Raw genomic sequence first — 15,034 nt, 5'->3', positions numbered from 1 at the left:
GCCAGTTGGCCGGCCTGGCCGCGCCGGCCGTGGCGCATTGCCGTGCCGGTCACGCCGACCACGCCGGTCACGCCGAGCCGGTGCGCGACGCGCGCTAGCTGCCGATCGGCTCCGGCGCCGGCTGCACGAAGCGCCGCGACAGCAGCGCCTCGCGCGGATGGTAGTAGCGCAGCGTCAGCGAGAACCGTCCGGCCGGCGCGGGCAGCCAGTTTGCCTCGCGCGCGGGCTCAGGCCGCGCATGCTGCAGCCACAGGTCGATGCTGCCGCCGGCGTTGACCTGTAGCCCCGGCGTGCGGTCGCCGATCGTATAGCGGCCGATCGGGTTCTCCGTGAAGAAGCGCCGCCCATCGGGCGCGAACTCGTACATCGACAGCGACCAGAACGCGTCGACCGGCATCGCCGGCGGGATATGCAGCCGGTAGGCACGGGCCCCGTCCAGCCGTTCGCCGGCGGCATCGTTGACGCAGGTCGCGTAGATCGCCTCGGCGCGTTCCAGCGCGCCCAGTCCGATCAGCGACACATGGGCGCGGTAGGTGTAGTCCTTGCCGAAGTTGCCCAGATGGTCCGGGCCCGACTGCCACGGCCCCGATTCGGAGCCGTTGCCGAAGCCCGGCGTGCGCGCCAGCTCCTTGCGCAGCGCCGGCAGCATCGTGCGCCACGCTTGCTGGACCGGCGCCGGCAACTGCGCGAAGACGTCGCGATGGCCCGGGCGGACGCCGGCTTCGGCAAAGCCCGCCACCAGGTCTCGCTCGTCGGCAGGGACCGGATTGCGGCCCAGCACCTCATTGACCAGATCGAGATAGCGCGCCGGATCGGCCTCGTCGGGCACGGTCTTCAGCAGGCCGCCATCGCTGCCATCGGCGCCATTTCCGCCATCCCGCCGTGCCACCGGCTCGAGGCCGATCGCGTCCTGCAGCGCATGCACCGCCGGCAGATCGTGCTCGCCATCGACCAGCAACCGGCCCAGCAGCCAGACGTCGTTGCTGGGGCAGCGTACCAGCCGCGCACCGGCCGGCGCGTCGCCGGCCCAGTCCGGCCCCGCCAGCAGAAATTCGGCCGCCCGTGTGCCCGTGGTGCGGTTGCCGATGCAGGCGAAGTTGTTGGTGAAGATGTCCAGCAGCGCGATGCTGTAGTAGCGCTCGCCCATGTCGGGCAGCCGCAGCAGCATCGGTCCGTCGTGCAGCGCCAGGTACGACAGCGTATAGAGCGTGTCGTTGTTGGGCTGCGTCACGGTGCGGGCGCGATGGTCGAGCAACCGGCGGTAATGCAGCAGTCCATTGACGGGCACGCGGTTGCGATTCTGCGGGTTCTGCGTGATCTGCCAGCGGACCTGAGCGAGGTCGTGCGCCGGGAAGGTATAGATGAATGCCTCGCGCAGGCGCGCGGCGAGGGCGGGATCGGTCGTGGTGTTTTCCATGGCTTGCGTCGTGGTGTCTAGAAGATGGTGCGGATGCCCAGCGAGATGCCGAGCTGCCCCTTCGCGTCGGGGCGCTTGTAGTAGACCTGCGAGGTCGCCGGCGCGTAGCCGACCGATTGCCCGTTGGGCAGGTAGGCGATGTTGTCCCAGTTCAGCGAGGCATTGCGCGCGTACATCACGCCGGCGAACACATCCGTGCGCTTGGTCAGGCGGTAGTCCGCCAGCGCCAGGTACTGCTGCGGATTGGCCGGGTTGACGCTGGCGCCGCCGATATCGGCGCGCTTGATGTCGTCGTAGTACCAGGCCAGGCTCAGCCGCAGCGCGGGCGTGGTCTGCCAGTGCACGCCGGCCCAATACATGTCGTCGCGGTGGGGCAGCAGCGTCGGGGTGCCCTCGCCGGGCGCGACCGAGTTGCCCCAGCGGTAGCCGGCGACGAACTTGAACGCGCCGATCTCGTAGCTGCCGGCCAGGAAGGCCCGCATGTCGCGGCCGTAGTCGCCCGAGGACGAGGCGCCGGCAGCCTGCGCGGCGTTCAGCGTCTTGACTTCGTCATAGGCGGCCGCCACGCCGAAGCCGTTGGTGTAGTACGACACGCCGATGCCATAGGCGGAGCCCGCCGCCAGGCTGCCGGTGCGCTCTCCGAACGACCAGTGCGTGTGCAGCGACAACGGCCCGAACTTGCCCTGGTACTGCACCATGTTGTTCTCGCGGAAGTTCGGCCCGGCCATGCCGACCACCGGCTCGAACTCGGGCGCGTAGGCGACCGGCGTGAAGCTGCCCAGCGCAAGGAACGACGAGGTGTACTGGCGGCCGAAGGTGATGCGGCCGAGCTTGTCGTTCTTCAGGCCGACGAAGGCCTGGCGGCCGAACATCGCGTTCTGCCCCATCCGTCCATCGTCGGTGTTGAACTGGTTCTCCAGCACGAACAGCGCCTGCGTGCCGCCGCCGAGCTCCTCGGTGCCGCGCAGGCCGAAGCGCGACTGCGCGATGCCCGACGAATTGAGCATCGTGCGCGAGCCGCTGCCAGGCGCCAGCACGCCGCCGCTGACGTTCTGCGAATTGTTGACGTACTGCAGGCTGGCGGTGACCACGCCATACAAGGTCACCGACGATTGCGCATGCGCGCCCTGCGCCATCATGCCGGCGGCCGCCGCCGTGATCCACCATCGCTTCATGCCGTGTCTCCTCCGCGTCTTGCGGTGTTTTCGTTGCCCGCTCGCGTTTAATACGTCGTATTACGCGGGTCCGGAACACCATAGCGCCGCATCGCGATTCGAAAATCTGGGGATTACCCCGATGCGCCCGGCACGTCGTTGGCGGCGCCGGAATTCTCGGGTTAATCCCTAGTATTAGAACGGCGCGACCCGACTATGCTGACAGCGAACCTCGCGATGGTCGCGGGGAAAACGCGGATTGCACGCATGAAGCTGAAACAGATTCGCTCGGTGATCGGCGAGGACGCCGAGACGGCGGGGCGGCGCAAGACAGCTGCGCCGGCCGCCGAGGACGACGCCCAGGTGCCCGGCACCGCGGCCAGGATGCTGGAGATCGCCGAGCGGCTCTTTGCCGAGCATGGCGTCGAGCAGGTGCCGCTGCGGCAGATCGTGATCGAGAGCGGGCAGCGCAACCGCTCCGCGCTGCACTACCACTTCGGCTCGCGCGAGGCGCTGGTCAGCCATCTGCTGAACCGGCGGCTGCACCAGATCAACGTGATTCGCCATCGCTATCTGGACCGGCTGGTCGCCGAGGGCCGCGACACCGATCTGCATGCGGTGGTCGAGTCCACCATCCTGCCGCTGGCCGATGCGGTGCGCGATACCGACTGGGGCCGCCACTACCTGCAGGTGCTGGCGCAGACCACGTTCAGCCCGAACCTGCTGAAGAAGGGACTGGTCGAACGCGACGCGGTGTCGGCGCTGATCCGCGTGCGCAAGCTGGTATTCACGCTGTGTCCGCAGGTGCCGCGCGAGGTCATGAATCTGCGGCTGACCTGGTTCAACGACACCGTCGTCTATTCGCTGGCGCACTGGTATCGCGATCAGGGCCGCCGCGGCGGCGAGCCGCCGCTGTCCGAGCTGATCGACTTCTGCGCCGCGAGCCTGAGCGCGCCGGTCGGTTCCCGCGTCGGCCGGCGCTAGCGCAGCCCACCTTTTCCTGGCGTTGCCCACGATGACGCTCCCCGACGGAGCGGGGCGGCGCTCGTCCTTCGTTCTGTCACAGGAGTCGTTCGCATGCAGGATTTCGAAGCGCGCCCCGCCGCGCTGGCCACCGGCGACGGGGTCGAGGCCGTCGCCCCGGGCGTCTGGAAGCTGCACGGCCAGGGCCAGTCCTTCGTCGCGCGGATCGCCACGCAGACCACCACGCAGGCCGGTGCCGCCGATGGCGATGCGCTGCTGCTGGTCGATGCCGGTCCCGGCGGCGCCATCACGCGGAGCATGATCGACGCGCTGCGCAGCGTGACTTCGCTGCCGCTGGCGGCCATCGTCTTCAGCCACGGCCATCTCGGCTACAACAGCGGCTTGCCGCTGTGGCTCGCGCATTGCGCCGAACGCGGCGACCCCGCGCCGCGCGTGATCGCCCACGCCAACGTGCTGCCGCGCCAGGCCCGCTACCGCGCCACCATGCCGCTGCAGGAGGCGCTGGCCGAGGTCCAGTTCCGCCAGCCGCGCGGACGCCTGGGCGGCAAGCTGAGCCAGCACGCACCGACCGAGACCTTTGCGCAGGGGCTGACCGTCGGCACCGGTCCGCGCCGCGCCGAGCTGCTGTGGGCGCCGTCGGAGACCGACGACGCGGTCGCGGTCTGGCTCCCGGAATCGCGGATCCTGTACGGCGGTCCTGCCGTCATCGATTCGATCCCGAACATCGGCACCCCGCTGCGCACGCTGCGCGACGCACCGCGCTGGGCGCGCACGCTGGAAAACCTCGCCGCACTCGAGCCGCAGCGCGTGGTGCGGGAATTCGGCGCGGACCTGTGCGGCGCGCAGGCGGTCGAGGTACTGCGCCATACCGCCGGCGCGCTGCACTGGCTGCACGACGAGGTGATCCGGCTGATCAACCAGGGCATGGACGAGCGCGAGATGCTGGCGGCGCTGCGCTATCCCGAAGCGCTGTTCGGCAAGCCATGGATGCGGCCGAGCTACGGCGATCCCAGCTATATCGCGCGCGACATCTACCGCGCCGAAAACGGCTGGTGGGACCGCAACGCGACGTCGCTGCATCCGGCCCCGCCCGAGCAGGCGGGCGCGCAGATCGCCGAGGCGGTCAGCGATCACGACGCGCTGATCCGCCATGCCCAGGCGCTCGCCGACAAGGGCGAGATTCAGCTCGCGCTCCATGTGATCGACGTGCTCGCCGGCGCGCCCGGCGATGCGCCGACGCTGCGGCGCGCGCGCGAACTGAAAGCCGGCTGGCTGCGCCAGCGCTCGCGCCAGGTCGCCAGCTATGTTTCGCGCAGCCTCTACCTGGCCTGCGCCGACAGCATCGAACGCGGCGAGCGCCACCCGTTCAGCCGACCGCTCAGCCAACCGTTCAGCCGATGACAGGGAGGAACCGAATGATGTCGTTCGACAGCAAGGAAGAAGCGCGCATCAAGGACATGGACAGCGGCGCGCCGCAAGGTAGTCGGCGGCGAACGCTGCTGGCGCTGATGGCCATGATCGCCGCGCCGCTCGCGGCGGGGCCGGCATGGGCGGCCGATGCCTGGCCGTCGCGGCCGATCCGGCTCGTGGTGGCGTCCTCGGCGGGCAGCGGCACCGACCTGTTCGCCCGCGTCATCGCCGAACGGCTGGGCAAGCGGCTGGGACAGACCGTGGTGGTGGACAACAAGCCCGGCGCGACCGGCATCATCGGCGTCGATGCCGTCGCCAAGGCCGCGCCCGATGGCTATACGCTGCTGTTCACCTATGCGGCGTCGGTCGTCATCAACCATACGCTGCAGCCCAAGCTCCCCTACGACGCGCTGCGCGACCTGGCGCCGGTCGCGCAGGTCGGCGAGGGCGGAAACTTCCTGGTGGTCACGCCGGATTTTCCCGCGCGCAACCTGCGCGAGTTCGTCGCCGCGGTCAAGGCCAGACCCGATGCCTACGACTACGGCTCGTGGGGCATCGGCTCCGGCGGGCACCTGACGATGGAGGCGCTGAAGATGCAGGCCGGACTGCGCATGCGCCACGTCCCGTACAAGGCCGTGGGGCAGGTACTGAACGATCTGCAGGGCGGCATGATCAAGGTGGCCTTCGTCGATACCTCGTCGTCGCTGCCGCTGATCCGCTCCGGCAAGATCCGCGCGCTGGCGATCAGCGGCAGCCGCCGCGGCTCGGTTTCGCCCGAGGTGCCGACCATGCGCGAACAGGGCTATCCGTTCGATACCAACAGCTGGTATGGCCTGTTCGCGCCCGCCGGCACGCCGGCGCCGATCGTCAAGCGGCTCAACACGGAGATCAACGGCATGCTGGGCGACCCGCAGATCCGCGAGCGCTTCGCGCTGATGAACATGGCCAATCCGCCGGCCAAGACCAGCGAGGCCTTCGCGGCGACGATCCGCGACGACATCAAGGTATGGGGCGAGATCATCCGGGCCAACGGGGTGACGGTCGACTGAAGGCCGCCCGGCGCCCGCGGGTATGTGTCTTGCGTCGGCAATGGGAAGGGCTGCGGCGCCGCGCTGTCGCGGCAAGCCGCAGGCTGCACCCTCCACCCATTGCAAACGGAGATGCGCATGAAGGACAAATCTTCAGGGATCCCGAATCCCGTGGCCCCGCAGTCCGTCGAGTCGCTGAAGCCGGAAAAGGGCTCGCTGTCGCAGGAACGCGGGCAGAATCCGGCCGCCGAAGCCGACACGCTGCCGTCGGAAAGCAACCCGGCGGGGAGCGGTGCGCAGGGGCAGCACGGCCAAGGCCAGGGCCAGGGGCAGCAGCAGGGCGGGAAGCCAGGCGAAAAGGCCGGAGAAAAGTCGGGCAAAAAACCGGGTCCCACGGCAAACGAGGTGATGAACGAGCAGGTATCGCCACCGGACGAGCAGGGCGACCGGATGCAGTCGGACCGGCCGCATATCGGCGGCTGACGTAGCCCTGCGTGCACGAAGCCGCGCCCGCCGTTCAGCCTGGTGCCACAGTGGCCGAGATGAGTAGCGAAGTAGTCCAAATACAGCGTTGACTACTTTGCTACTCACACGCCTCCGCCGTGGAACCAACGCCGCAGCGATAGCGGACGGATCTAGGATTCGATGGATGCCGCGCGGCTCCGACCGGCGGCCCGCTTGCGCACCGACATGACCATGGGGTGCTGCTCGAAGTGGGCAAGCAGATTGCTCTTCTGCATGTCGGTGAGCTGCGACGCGACAATCATCTGCGGCCAGTTCTTCACGGCCGCCAGCACGGTACGCTGGATCGCCGCGGCGGCCGGTTTCTCGAGCAGCCGCAGATGTCCGCAAAACTGGCGCAGCATGGCTGGCGACAAGTGCTGATGGCGCCCGCGTGTGCCGTCCGCGGATGGCGGCAACAGCTCCGGTGGCACGATGAAGATGGCATGGCCGGTACGGCGCTGATAGGCGCTGTAGCCGACGATGTCGTAGGCGGGAGACAAGGTCGGTGTGATGCCGTCCCGGTAGATGACGCCCACGTTCTTCAGATGCATGTCCGGGTTGCCAAGCAGCTCGTTGACCGTCATCCGCCGCAGCAGCTCGTGCACTGCCGCCTCGCCCAGAGAGGGTTGCGCCAGCATGATCGCGGCCATCGCGAGATAGCTGTGGCGGTACTTGTCTTCGGGCTCGACAGCCATGATCTGGCCGAAATCCTCCACATGGAAACGTGAGCCGGGCGCCCGGTCGAAACGTGTGACCGCGAGAAAGTTCGTGGCGCCGGTGACGTCGTTGCCGAGGTCGTAGCCATGCTCGACGGCGAGCTTCTCCAGCGGTTCCAGCTTTGCCTCGCAGACATCCACGCCCGCCGCCCGGGCGAGCCGCAACGATAGTTCTTCCAGTTCGGGCAACAGCGGATGACCGACGACGGGCAGCTTGGCGATGATGTGGGTGTCCTGCATCTTTGTGCGGCCCACATAGCGGTCGCCATCCCGGATGACGCCGACCTTCGGCTGCACGCCGGAAACGGAGACGCCATCCTCCATCGGCTCCTCGACGACGCTCATTTCCAGCGAGTCGGCATCCTGCGTCACCAGATGCGCGGCTTCCTGCCGCGTCAGTGTGACGGGCCGCGCGTGGACATTGCCCGGCAAGTCTCTGCCGGTCGCCGCCAGCATCTCGAAATGGTCGTCCGGTTCGCAGCCACGGACCGCGGCAACATGATCCCGAAACACGCCTTCGGGCAGCAGCCCCTGGAAGAACGGGGGCAGCAGCCAGCCCTTGCGTCTGGATTGCCGGCCGTTGAACACCGGCGCCGAGACATTGGCCCACAAGGCGCGCTGCGTTTCCGGGTCGTCGGCGCGCATCGACAGCGACAGGGTAGGGGCCTTGTCTCCCAGCGCAACGAAGGCGTCGTCCGCGACGAAGCGCAGGATCGGGTTGTCGGTGCCGTACTGAAACAGCAGGCCAGCGCGCTGTTCGCCGAGATAGATGGCCAGGGTCTTGAGGTTCATTGCGGGCGGTTGGACTTCAGGCGTTGGAGAGCGGCATCGACCACCGATGGAATGGCAGGCTGCGCGGGACCCGCCGCCCCGAACAGCGGTCGGGCTTCCCGCGGAACCAACATCAGCTCGAGGCCAAGCCGATCGGCGACGGCCAACAGCGTGGAAACCTTGAAGTCCTGATTCCCTTGCAGAACGTGGCTAAGGGTCCGAAAAGTGATTCCGGCGTCATGGGCAAGTCGGGTCTTGCCGTAGCCGACACGTTCGGTCTGGGCGGACAGGACTTGGGACACCTCTTCAATGGTTTTCATTGTACTAAAGTATCATTTTTCGCCATAAAGATACTTTAGTATCGGTGCTTGGGGCAGTCAATGACGATAGCAAAGTATCATATTCATCGGAAACGATACTTTAGTATCACTGCGCGCTGTTTAGAAATCCACGATGGAGCTGCTGGCGAGTGGCGGTGGACTGTTCGCGGACGGGGCTGCGTCTCCATGACTGCCGACCGCGGCACGTGACCACCGCCGGCATGCCTTGGACTCAAACCGCGGTATGCCCCCCATCGGCCATCACCAGCGCGCCGGTCACGAAGCTCGCCTTGTCCGACGCCAGGAAGGCGATCACCTCGGCGATCTCCTCCGGTTGCGCGGCGCGGCCCAGCAGGTTGTTCTTGCCGTGTTCGGCGAGGAACTCGCGGCCGTTCGGCATCTGGTCGTCGAGAATGCCGGTCACGATATCGCCCGGTCCCACCGCGTTGACGCGGATGCCGTGCTGGCCGTTCTCCGCCGCCAGCACGCGCGTCAGTTGCGCGACCGCGCCCTTGGAGGCGGCATAGGCGCCGATGGTGGGCAGCGCGACCACGCAGGCGTAGGAGCCGACGTTGACGATGGCGCCGCGCCTGGCGGGCACCATGGCGCGCAGCGCTTCGCGGGCGTGCACGAACATGCCGCGCGCGTTGATCGCAAGAATCTGGTCCCATTCGTCGACAGTCATGTCGGCGACCGTGCGGTTGATGATCCGGGCCGCGTTGTTGACCAGGATGTCGAGCCGGCCGAAGCGAGCGATCGCCGTATCGACGGCGGCGCGGGCGGTGGCTTCCTGCGACACGTCGCCGGTGATGGCGACGATCTCGCCGTCGATCTCGAGTTCGGCAACGGTGTCCTTGATGTCCTCGGCCACCACGCGCGCGCCGCGGCGGTGGAGCAGTTCCACGGTGGCGCGTCCGACTCCGCCGGCCGCGCCGGTCACGATGGCGACCCGGCCTTCGAGGTCGCGCTGGCTATGCTGTGCATTCATGATGTGAACTCCGTACAGTAAAAGAGGAAGGGCCGCGATGGCGACGTTCGACCGTCGATGCCATCGCTTGCCGTCACTGTACGAAGTGCGAGCGCGCAAGCCCATGCCGAATCCTATGGGGGGCTTGCCCGATTCTCTGCAGGACGTCCTTGGCCGATTTCTCCGGCGCAGGACCCGCGCAGGACCCGCGCAGGACCCGCGCAGGACCCCCGCAGGACCCGCGCCGCGCTCAAGCGGCGCGTGCCCAATCCACCCGTGTGCGCAGCGCCATCGCTTCCTTCATCATGCGTGCCTCGTCGATCGGGCTGCGGCCGAAAAACCGCTTGAATTCCCGGCTGAACTGCGACGGACTTTCATAGCCGACCTGGCTGGCCGCGACCGATGCGTTGATGCCCTGCTGGATCATCAGCATGCGCGCCTTGTGCAGCCGCGTGGCCTTGATGTACTGCAGCGGCGAGGTGCCGGTGACCGCCTTGAACGCCGCGTGGAAGGCCGCCACGCTCATCGCCGACGCGCTGGCCAGCGCGTCGACCGACAGCGGCTGGTCGTAGCCCGCATGGATCATGCGCAGCGCCTTGCCGATGCGGCCGAAGTTGCTCTGGTAGGCGAGCGATGCGCGCAGGGCCTCGCCCTGCGGGCCGCACAGCACGCGGAAATAGATCTCGCGCAGGATGGCCGGGCCCAGCACCGCGGCCTCCATGTCGGAGGTCAGCGCTTCGAGCAGGCGTACCACGGCGTCGCCGAGCCTGTCGTCGAGCGGGGTCGAGTGGATGCCGGATACCTCGGCGGACCTCGCGCTCTCCGCCGCGGATGGCGCTGCCGGTGCCGATGCCGGCGGCACCGACAGCGCCAGTTCGGCCAGCACGCCGAGGTCCACGCGGATCGAGATCGCCAGCATCGGCTCGTCGGGCGAGGCCTCGGTCTGCGACTCGAATGGGATCGGCAGCGACAGCACGAGGAAATGCTGGGCGTCGTAGACGAACTCGCGTCCCGCGAAGAAACCGCGCTTGCGCCCGCTGCACAGCACGATGATGCAGGGGTCGTAGAGCACCGGCGTACGCGGCAGCGGGCCGTTGGCGCGCAGGAACTTGACCGCGTCGAGCGCGGACATCGTGTATCCCTCGGCCGGCGCCAGGCGGCCGATCAGTGCCGCCATGCGTTCTTCACGCTGGCGGCGGGACTGCTCGGACCCGGATGGTTGTGGCGGCGTTGGCGTCGGAGCGGCGGTGACGGACATGGACGGCATGGACGATGGCATGGCGGCGAACGTGGGACGCCGGGATGGGCGCCAGTGTAGCGCGCGCTGGCCGGGCCCCGGCCGTGCAGGGCCGCACCGCCGGCACGCTCTGGAGAATCAGGCAAGCGCGCCCGAGTTTTGAACTAACGGGCGCCGGGGCCCGCTGCCTACCATGGCAGCCATCCACCCACACCTGAAGGAGTTCAGCATGAGCAAGACCTGGTTGATCACCGGCGCGGCGCGTGGCATCGGCGCGTGCATCGCCAAGGCGGCGTTGGACGCCGGCGACAACGTCGTCGCGACGGGACGCGATCCACAGCGCATCGAGCAGGCCCTGCCCGGGTATGGCGAGCGTCTGCTGGCATTGCGGCTCGATGTCACCGAACCGGCGCAGGCGCGCGACGCGGTCGACCGCGCCGTGGCGACCTTCGGACGCATCGACGTGCTGGTCAACAACGCCGGTTACGGCCAGCTTGGCATGTTCGAGGAGAACAGTGCCGACGCGGTCGTGCGGCAGTTCGACACCAACGTCCATGGCACGCTGCACGTGACCCGCGCGGTGCTGCCGGTAATGCGGCGCCAGCGGGCGGGGCGCATCTTCAATCTGTCGTCGATCGGCGGCATGGTCGGTTTCGAGGGCGCGTCGATCTACTGCGCGGCCAAGTTCGCGGTGGAGGGCTTTTCCGAGTCGCTGGCGCTGGAGGTGGCGCGTTTCGGCATCCAGGTCACCATCGTGCAGCCGGGCTTCTTTCGCACCGATTTTCTCGATGGATCGTCGGTGCGCTACGGGGCCGAGTCGATCCCCGACTATGCGCCGGCATCGGCGGCGCTGCGCGGCGGCTACGACGACTATAGCCACCGGCAGCCGGGCGACCCCGACAAGCTGGCGCGGGCCATCGTCGAACTGGCCGGCGTGCCCCAAGCCCCGTTGCGTTTCGCGGCTGGCACCGATGCGCTGGGCTACATCGGCGGCAAGCTCGACGCCGCGCGCGCCGAACTGCAGCAATGGAAGGCGTTGTCGGCGTCGACCGACCATGCCGCCCAGGCGTAGTCGCGCTGCGATGCAACCCCCTTGCGCACGGCGCGCGAACGAACGCCCCTCTCCCGCGAACGGGAGAGGGGCCGAGGAGAGGGGGGGAAGGGTTGCCGGCGGGACCGCCAGCGTTCGAGGCTTGCTGCGGTACTTACTGCGGTGCGCTCGCGCCGGTGCGCGTATCGGTGCTGCCGCCCGAGCCCGCGGCTGCGCCCGTGCCCGTACCCGTGCCGGTGCCGGTCGAGCCGGCAGTGCCGGTGCCGGTGGTGCCGGTCGCGCCGGTGGTGCCCGATCCGGTGGTGCCGGTCGTGGTGTCGGCCGAGCCCGTGGTGCCCGTGGTGCCGCTCGTACCGGTGCCGGTGCCGGTGGAACCGGTGGTGCCGGTAGTGCCGGTAGTGCCCGTGCCGGTGCCAGCGCTGCCGGTGGTGTCGCTCGGGACCGGGCCCATCGGCGCGCTGGCCGCGGTGCTGTCGGTGGTGGCGGCGTCGTCGCCGCCGCGGTTACAGCCGGCCACCAGGCCGCCCAGCATGGCGACGCTCAAGGTTGCAACGGAAATCCAGTTTCGCTTCGTCATGGTATGGCTCCTATAGTCGTCCCCCATCGGACGAAGGCAACGGCCGTACCAGGGGCGCGAAAGCGCCATCTCGCGTGATCCCGGCGTGGCCTTGCCACGCTTCTTGCATCGGCTGCGGTTTTTCGAGGAGCGCAGCGATGACGAAACCCTTCACGCCCATGCGGCGCACGCTTCTGAAAGCCCTCGGGGCCGGATTGCCGGCCGGAGCCGCGGCAACCGGGCTGGCCGCCGATAGTGCGCTGGCGGCCCAGCCGGGCCCGGCCAGCGCGGCGGCGGCCAATCCCGGCGGTGTGTCCCATTTTTTCAATGCGCGCGAAAGAATTACCGTGGATGCGATCGTCGCCAGGCTGATTCCGAACGACGAACTGGGACCGGGCGCACGCGAGGCGGGCGTGACCGATTTCCTGGACCGCCAACTGGCCGGCGCGTGGGGCAGCGGGGACCATTTCTATCGGCATGGGCCGTTCCAGGCAGGCACCCCCGAGCAGGGCTACCAGCTCGCGCTGACGCCCGCGCAGGCATTTCGCGCGGGTTTGGCGGCGATCGATCAGGTCAGCGCGAAGCGGCATGGCGGCAAATCGTTTGCGCAATTGCAGCCGCGCGAACAGGACGCGTTGCTGACGGCGCTGGAAAAGGGCGAGGTCGAACTGGGCGCGCTGCCCGGCAAGGTCTTCTTCCAGATGCTGCTCGACGGCACCATGGAGGGCTTCTTCGGCGATCCGATCCACGGCGGCAATCGCAATATGGCGGGGTGGAAGCTGGTCGGTTTTCCCGGCGTCTACGCCAGCTATTCGAACGATATCGAGCGCCACGGCGTGGCCTATATCCGGCCGCCGATGTCGATCGCGATGGCGCGCGCCTCGGGGCATGGCGCCATGCACGGGGGCGGCCACGGAGCCGGTCATGGTGCCTCGCCCGCCAGGGCTGCATCGGTGCCCAAGGGAGGGCGGCCATGAGCAAGACCCTCGATCGTGTCGACGCGGTGATCGTCGGCGGCGGCTGGACCGGCTCGATCATCGGCAAGGAACTGGCCGCGGCGGGGCAGCGCGTGGTGATGCTCGAACGCGGCGAGCCGCGCTGGCCCTCGCCCGATTTCCAGGCGCCGACGGTCCACGACGAGCTGCGCTATACGCGGCGTCACGCGCTGCATCAGAACACCGCCACCGAGACCTTCACCTTCCGCAACAACACCAGCCAGACCGCCTTGCCGATGCGGCGCTGGCAGTTCGCCTATCCGGGCACGCATCTGGGCGGCTCCGGCAATCACTGGTCCGGCGCCTACTATCGCTTCGACCCGACCGACTTCAAGCTGCGCAGCCATTATGAGCGCCGTTACGGCAAGGGCATCTTCGCGGCGGACCTGACCGCGCAGGACTGGCCGCTGAACTACGACGAGCTCGAGCCGTACTACGACCGCTTCGACTATCTGATCGGCGCCTCGGGCTTTGCCGGCAATCTGAAGGGCAAGATCCAGCCCGGCGGCAATCCGTTCGAGCCGTGGCGCTCGCGGCCGTATCCGAATCCGCCGATGAAGGTTGCGCACGCCTCGGCGCTGTTCGGCGAGGCCGCCGCCAAGCTGGGCTATCACCCCTACATCCAGCCGTCGGCGCTGTCGACGCGGCCCTATACCAATACCGAAGGGCTGCCGATGAGCGCCTGCGTCTACTGCGGGTTCTGCTCGAACTTCGGCTGCGAGCATTTCGCCAAGGCCTCGCCGCAGGTCTGCATCCTGCCTGCGGCGATGAAGCTCGATACCTTCGCGCTGCGCACCGGCGCGCAGGTGCTGCGCGTCGAGCTCGACAAGGACCGCAAGCTCGCGCGCGGCGTGACCTATGTCGATGCGGGCGGGCAAGAGTTCTTCCAGCCGGCCGACATGGTGTTCCTGTGCGCGTTCAGCGTGCACAACGTGCGGCTGCTGTTGCTGTCGGGCATCGGCAAGCCGTACGACCCGGCCACCGGCCAGGGCGTGGTCGGGCGCAACTACACGCACCAGACCACCTCCGGCGTCAATCTGTTCTTCGACGAGAAAACCCACATCAACCCGTTCATGGGCGCGGGCGCGGCGGCGGTGACCATCGACGATTTCAGCGCCGACAACTTCGATCACGGACCGCTGGGCTTCGTCGGCGGCGGCTATATCCAGATCCAGGTGGTCAGCGGCGCGCCGATCGGCTACCACCCGACACCCAGGGGCACGCCGGCCTGGGGCAGCGAGTGGAAGAAGGCGGTGCGCCGCTACTACAACCATTCGGCGTCGATCACGATCACCGGCTCGGCGATGCCGACGCGCGGCGGCTACCTGTCGCTCGATCCGACCTATCGCGATGCCTGGGGCCAGCCGCTGCTGCGCATCACCTACGATCTGCCGGACAACGACATCAAGCTGTCGGCCTTCCTGACCGAGAAGGGCGACCGGATCGGCAAGGCGATGCGCGGAGTCGTCGCCACCGAGCCTGGCCCGCGCAAGCGGCCGTTTACCGCGACCAGCTATCAGTCGACGCACCTGAACGGCGGCGCGGCGATGGGCAGCGATCCCTCCAACAGCGTGGTCAACCGCTTCGGCCAATGCTGGGACGTGCCCAATGTGTTCGTCACCGGGGCCTGCCTGTTTCCGCAGAACTCGAACTTCAATCCGACCGGCACGGTCGGCGCCACCGCGTACTGGATCGTCGACGCGGTCAAGCGCGACTATGTCAAGGCGCCAGGGAAGCTGATCGCATGAACACGCCGAACGAAGTGGAAGCCGGGCGCAATCGCGCGACCTGGTGGGTCGGTGCCCTGGTGCTCGGCATCGGCGCCTTTCCGCTGTATGCGCTGCTGTTCCAGGTCTGGCCCGACCTGTTCGCGCCGGAGCCTGGGCCGCGCCAGGCCGCCTCGGCCGGTGGAGCGGGCCAGGCC

At 68.3% G+C, this 15,034-nt stretch carries 15 protein-coding genes; 8 read left to right on the top strand and 7 right to left on the bottom strand.

All coding sequences use genetic code 11. The features are described from left to right. Positions 1-94 precede the first annotated feature (94 nt). Both B551_RS01350 and B551_RS01345 read right to left on the bottom strand, forming a co-directional pair. A complete protein-coding gene (locus B551_RS01350; RefSeq protein WP_006576263.1) occupies positions 95-1,417 on the bottom strand; it encodes a DUF1254 domain-containing protein in 1,323 nt (440 codons plus the stop codon). Between the two features lie 17 nt (positions 1,418-1,434). Next, positions 1,435-2,592, bottom strand: a complete 1,158-nt coding sequence (locus B551_RS01345; RefSeq protein ID WP_023263335.1) for a porin — start codon at positions 2,590-2,592, stop codon at positions 1,435-1,437. 246 nt (positions 2,593-2,838) lie between these two features. Between B551_RS01345 and B551_RS01340 the strand changes: the two genes are divergently transcribed. The 4 genes from B551_RS01340 (at position 2,839) to B551_RS01325 (ending at position 6,476) form a co-directional block, all read left to right on the top strand. Next, the gene (locus B551_RS01340; protein WP_023263334.1) at positions 2,839-3,555 is read left to right on the top strand and encodes a TetR/AcrR family transcriptional regulator; all 717 of its coding nucleotides are present in this window, start codon (positions 2,839-2,841) and stop codon (positions 3,553-3,555) included. A 93-nt stretch (positions 3,556-3,648) separates the two neighbouring features. Beyond that, entirely contained in the window at positions 3,649-4,956 is a 1,308-nt protein-coding gene (locus tag B551_RS01335; RefSeq protein ID WP_006576261.1) for an alkyl sulfatase dimerization domain-containing protein, read from the top strand. A 56-nt stretch (positions 4,957-5,012) separates the two neighbouring features. Continuing rightward, positions 5,013-6,014: a tripartite tricarboxylate transporter substrate binding protein gene (locus B551_RS01330; protein WP_043436710.1), complete on the top strand. Its 1,002-nt coding sequence runs from the start codon at positions 5,013-5,015 to the stop codon at positions 6,012-6,014. A gap of 111 nt (positions 6,015-6,125) precedes the next feature. Further along, the gene (locus B551_RS01325) at positions 6,126-6,476 is read left to right on the top strand and encodes a hypothetical protein (RefSeq protein ID WP_023263333.1); all 351 of its coding nucleotides are present in this window, start codon (positions 6,126-6,128) and stop codon (positions 6,474-6,476) included. A 152-nt stretch (positions 6,477-6,628) separates the two neighbouring features. On the opposite strand, the gene B551_RS01320 is transcribed toward B551_RS01325, so the two are convergent. The 4 genes from B551_RS01320 to B551_RS01305 form a co-directional block, all read right to left on the bottom strand. Continuing rightward, the gene (locus B551_RS01320) at positions 6,629-8,005 is read right to left on the bottom strand and encodes a type II toxin-antitoxin system HipA family toxin (RefSeq protein WP_006576258.1); all 1,377 of its coding nucleotides are present in this window, start codon (positions 8,003-8,005) and stop codon (positions 6,629-6,631) included. Beyond that, positions 8,002-8,304: a helix-turn-helix transcriptional regulator gene (locus B551_RS01315; protein WP_006576257.1), complete on the bottom strand. Its 303-nt coding sequence runs from the start codon at positions 8,302-8,304 to the stop codon at positions 8,002-8,004. The genes B551_RS01320 and B551_RS01315 overlap by 4 nt, the downstream gene beginning before the upstream one ends. A 232-nt stretch (positions 8,305-8,536) precedes the next feature. Further along, a complete protein-coding gene (locus B551_RS01310; protein ID WP_006576256.1) occupies positions 8,537-9,292 on the bottom strand; it encodes an SDR family NAD(P)-dependent oxidoreductase in 756 nt (251 codons plus the stop codon). A gap of 229 nt (positions 9,293-9,521) precedes the next feature. Beyond that, on the bottom strand, positions 9,522-10,448 hold the full coding sequence (locus B551_RS01305; RefSeq protein ID WP_006576255.1) for an AraC family transcriptional regulator: 927 nt from the start codon (positions 10,446-10,448) through the stop codon (positions 9,522-9,524). Positions 10,449-10,737: 289 nt separating this feature from the next. On the opposite strand from B551_RS01305, the gene B551_RS01300 reads away from it, so the two are divergent. Then, positions 10,738-11,580 (top strand): oxidoreductase, encoded by an 843-nt coding sequence (locus B551_RS01300; protein ID WP_006576254.1) that lies wholly within the window; start codon positions 10,738-10,740, stop codon positions 11,578-11,580. 133 nt (positions 11,581-11,713) lie between these two features. Here B551_RS01300 and B551_RS01295 read toward each other — a convergent pair whose 3' ends face one another. Then, entirely contained in the window at positions 11,714-12,136 is a 423-nt protein-coding gene (locus tag B551_RS01295) for a hypothetical protein (protein ID WP_052511227.1), read from the bottom strand. A gap of 137 nt (positions 12,137-12,273) precedes the next feature. Between B551_RS01295 and B551_RS01290 the strand changes: the two genes are divergently transcribed. The 3 genes from B551_RS01290 to B551_RS01280 form a co-directional block, all read left to right on the top strand. Beyond that, the gene (locus B551_RS01290) at positions 12,274-13,092 is read left to right on the top strand and encodes a gluconate 2-dehydrogenase subunit 3 family protein (protein ID WP_023263330.1); all 819 of its coding nucleotides are present in this window, start codon (positions 12,274-12,276) and stop codon (positions 13,090-13,092) included. Then, positions 13,089-14,858, top strand: a complete 1,770-nt coding sequence (locus B551_RS01285; protein WP_006579035.1) for a GMC family oxidoreductase — start codon at positions 13,089-13,091, stop codon at positions 14,856-14,858. Before B551_RS01290 ends, B551_RS01285 begins: the two co-directional genes overlap by 4 nt. Then, positions 14,855-15,034, top strand: a 180-nt coding sequence (locus B551_RS01280) for a hypothetical protein (RefSeq protein WP_043436695.1), incomplete at its 3' end; no start/stop codon positions are given. The genes B551_RS01285 and B551_RS01280, both read left to right, overlap by 4 nt.

Source organism: Cupriavidus sp. HPC(L) (assembly GCF_000307735.3).
Classification (GTDB): Bacteria; Pseudomonadota; Gammaproteobacteria; order Burkholderiales; family Burkholderiaceae; genus Cupriavidus.
This window is presented reverse-complemented; position numbering and strand designations above follow the sequence as displayed.

Coding starts and splice junctions, on each gene's coding strand:
- B551_RS01350 (WP_006576263.1), bottom strand. CDS start 1,417: ATGGAAAACACCACGACCGATCCCGCCCTCGCCGCGCGCCTGCGCGAG.
- B551_RS01345 (WP_023263335.1), bottom strand. CDS start 2,592: ATGAAGCGATGGTGGATCACGGCGGCGGCCGCCGGCATGATGGCGCAG.
- B551_RS01340 (WP_023263334.1), top strand. CDS start 2,839: ATGAAGCTGAAACAGATTCGCTCGGTGATCGGCGAGGACGCCGAGACG.
- B551_RS01335 (WP_006576261.1), top strand. CDS start 3,649: ATGCAGGATTTCGAAGCGCGCCCCGCCGCGCTGGCCACCGGCGACGGG.
- B551_RS01330 (WP_043436710.1), top strand. CDS start 5,013: ATGGACAGCGGCGCGCCGCAAGGTAGTCGGCGGCGAACGCTGCTGGCG.
- B551_RS01325 (WP_023263333.1), top strand. CDS start 6,126: ATGCGCATGAAGGACAAATCTTCAGGGATCCCGAATCCCGTGGCCCCG.
- B551_RS01320 (WP_006576258.1), bottom strand. CDS start 8,005: ATGAACCTCAAGACCCTGGCCATCTATCTCGGCGAACAGCGCGCTGGC.
- B551_RS01315 (WP_006576257.1), bottom strand. CDS start 8,304: ATGAAAACCATTGAAGAGGTGTCCCAAGTCCTGTCCGCCCAGACCGAA.
- B551_RS01310 (WP_006576256.1), bottom strand. CDS start 9,292: ATGAATGCACAGCATAGCCAGCGCGACCTCGAAGGCCGGGTCGCCATC.
- B551_RS01305 (WP_006576255.1), bottom strand. CDS start 10,448: ATGGCGGCACTGATCGGCCGCCTGGCGCCGGCCGAGGGATACACGATG.
- B551_RS01300 (WP_006576254.1), top strand. CDS start 10,738: ATGAGCAAGACCTGGTTGATCACCGGCGCGGCGCGTGGCATCGGCGCG.
- B551_RS01295 (WP_052511227.1), bottom strand. CDS start 12,136: ATGACGAAGCGAAACTGGATTTCCGTTGCAACCTTGAGCGTCGCCATG.
- B551_RS01290 (WP_023263330.1), top strand. CDS start 12,274: ATGACGAAACCCTTCACGCCCATGCGGCGCACGCTTCTGAAAGCCCTC.
- B551_RS01285 (WP_006579035.1), top strand. CDS start 13,089: ATGAGCAAGACCCTCGATCGTGTCGACGCGGTGATCGTCGGCGGCGGC.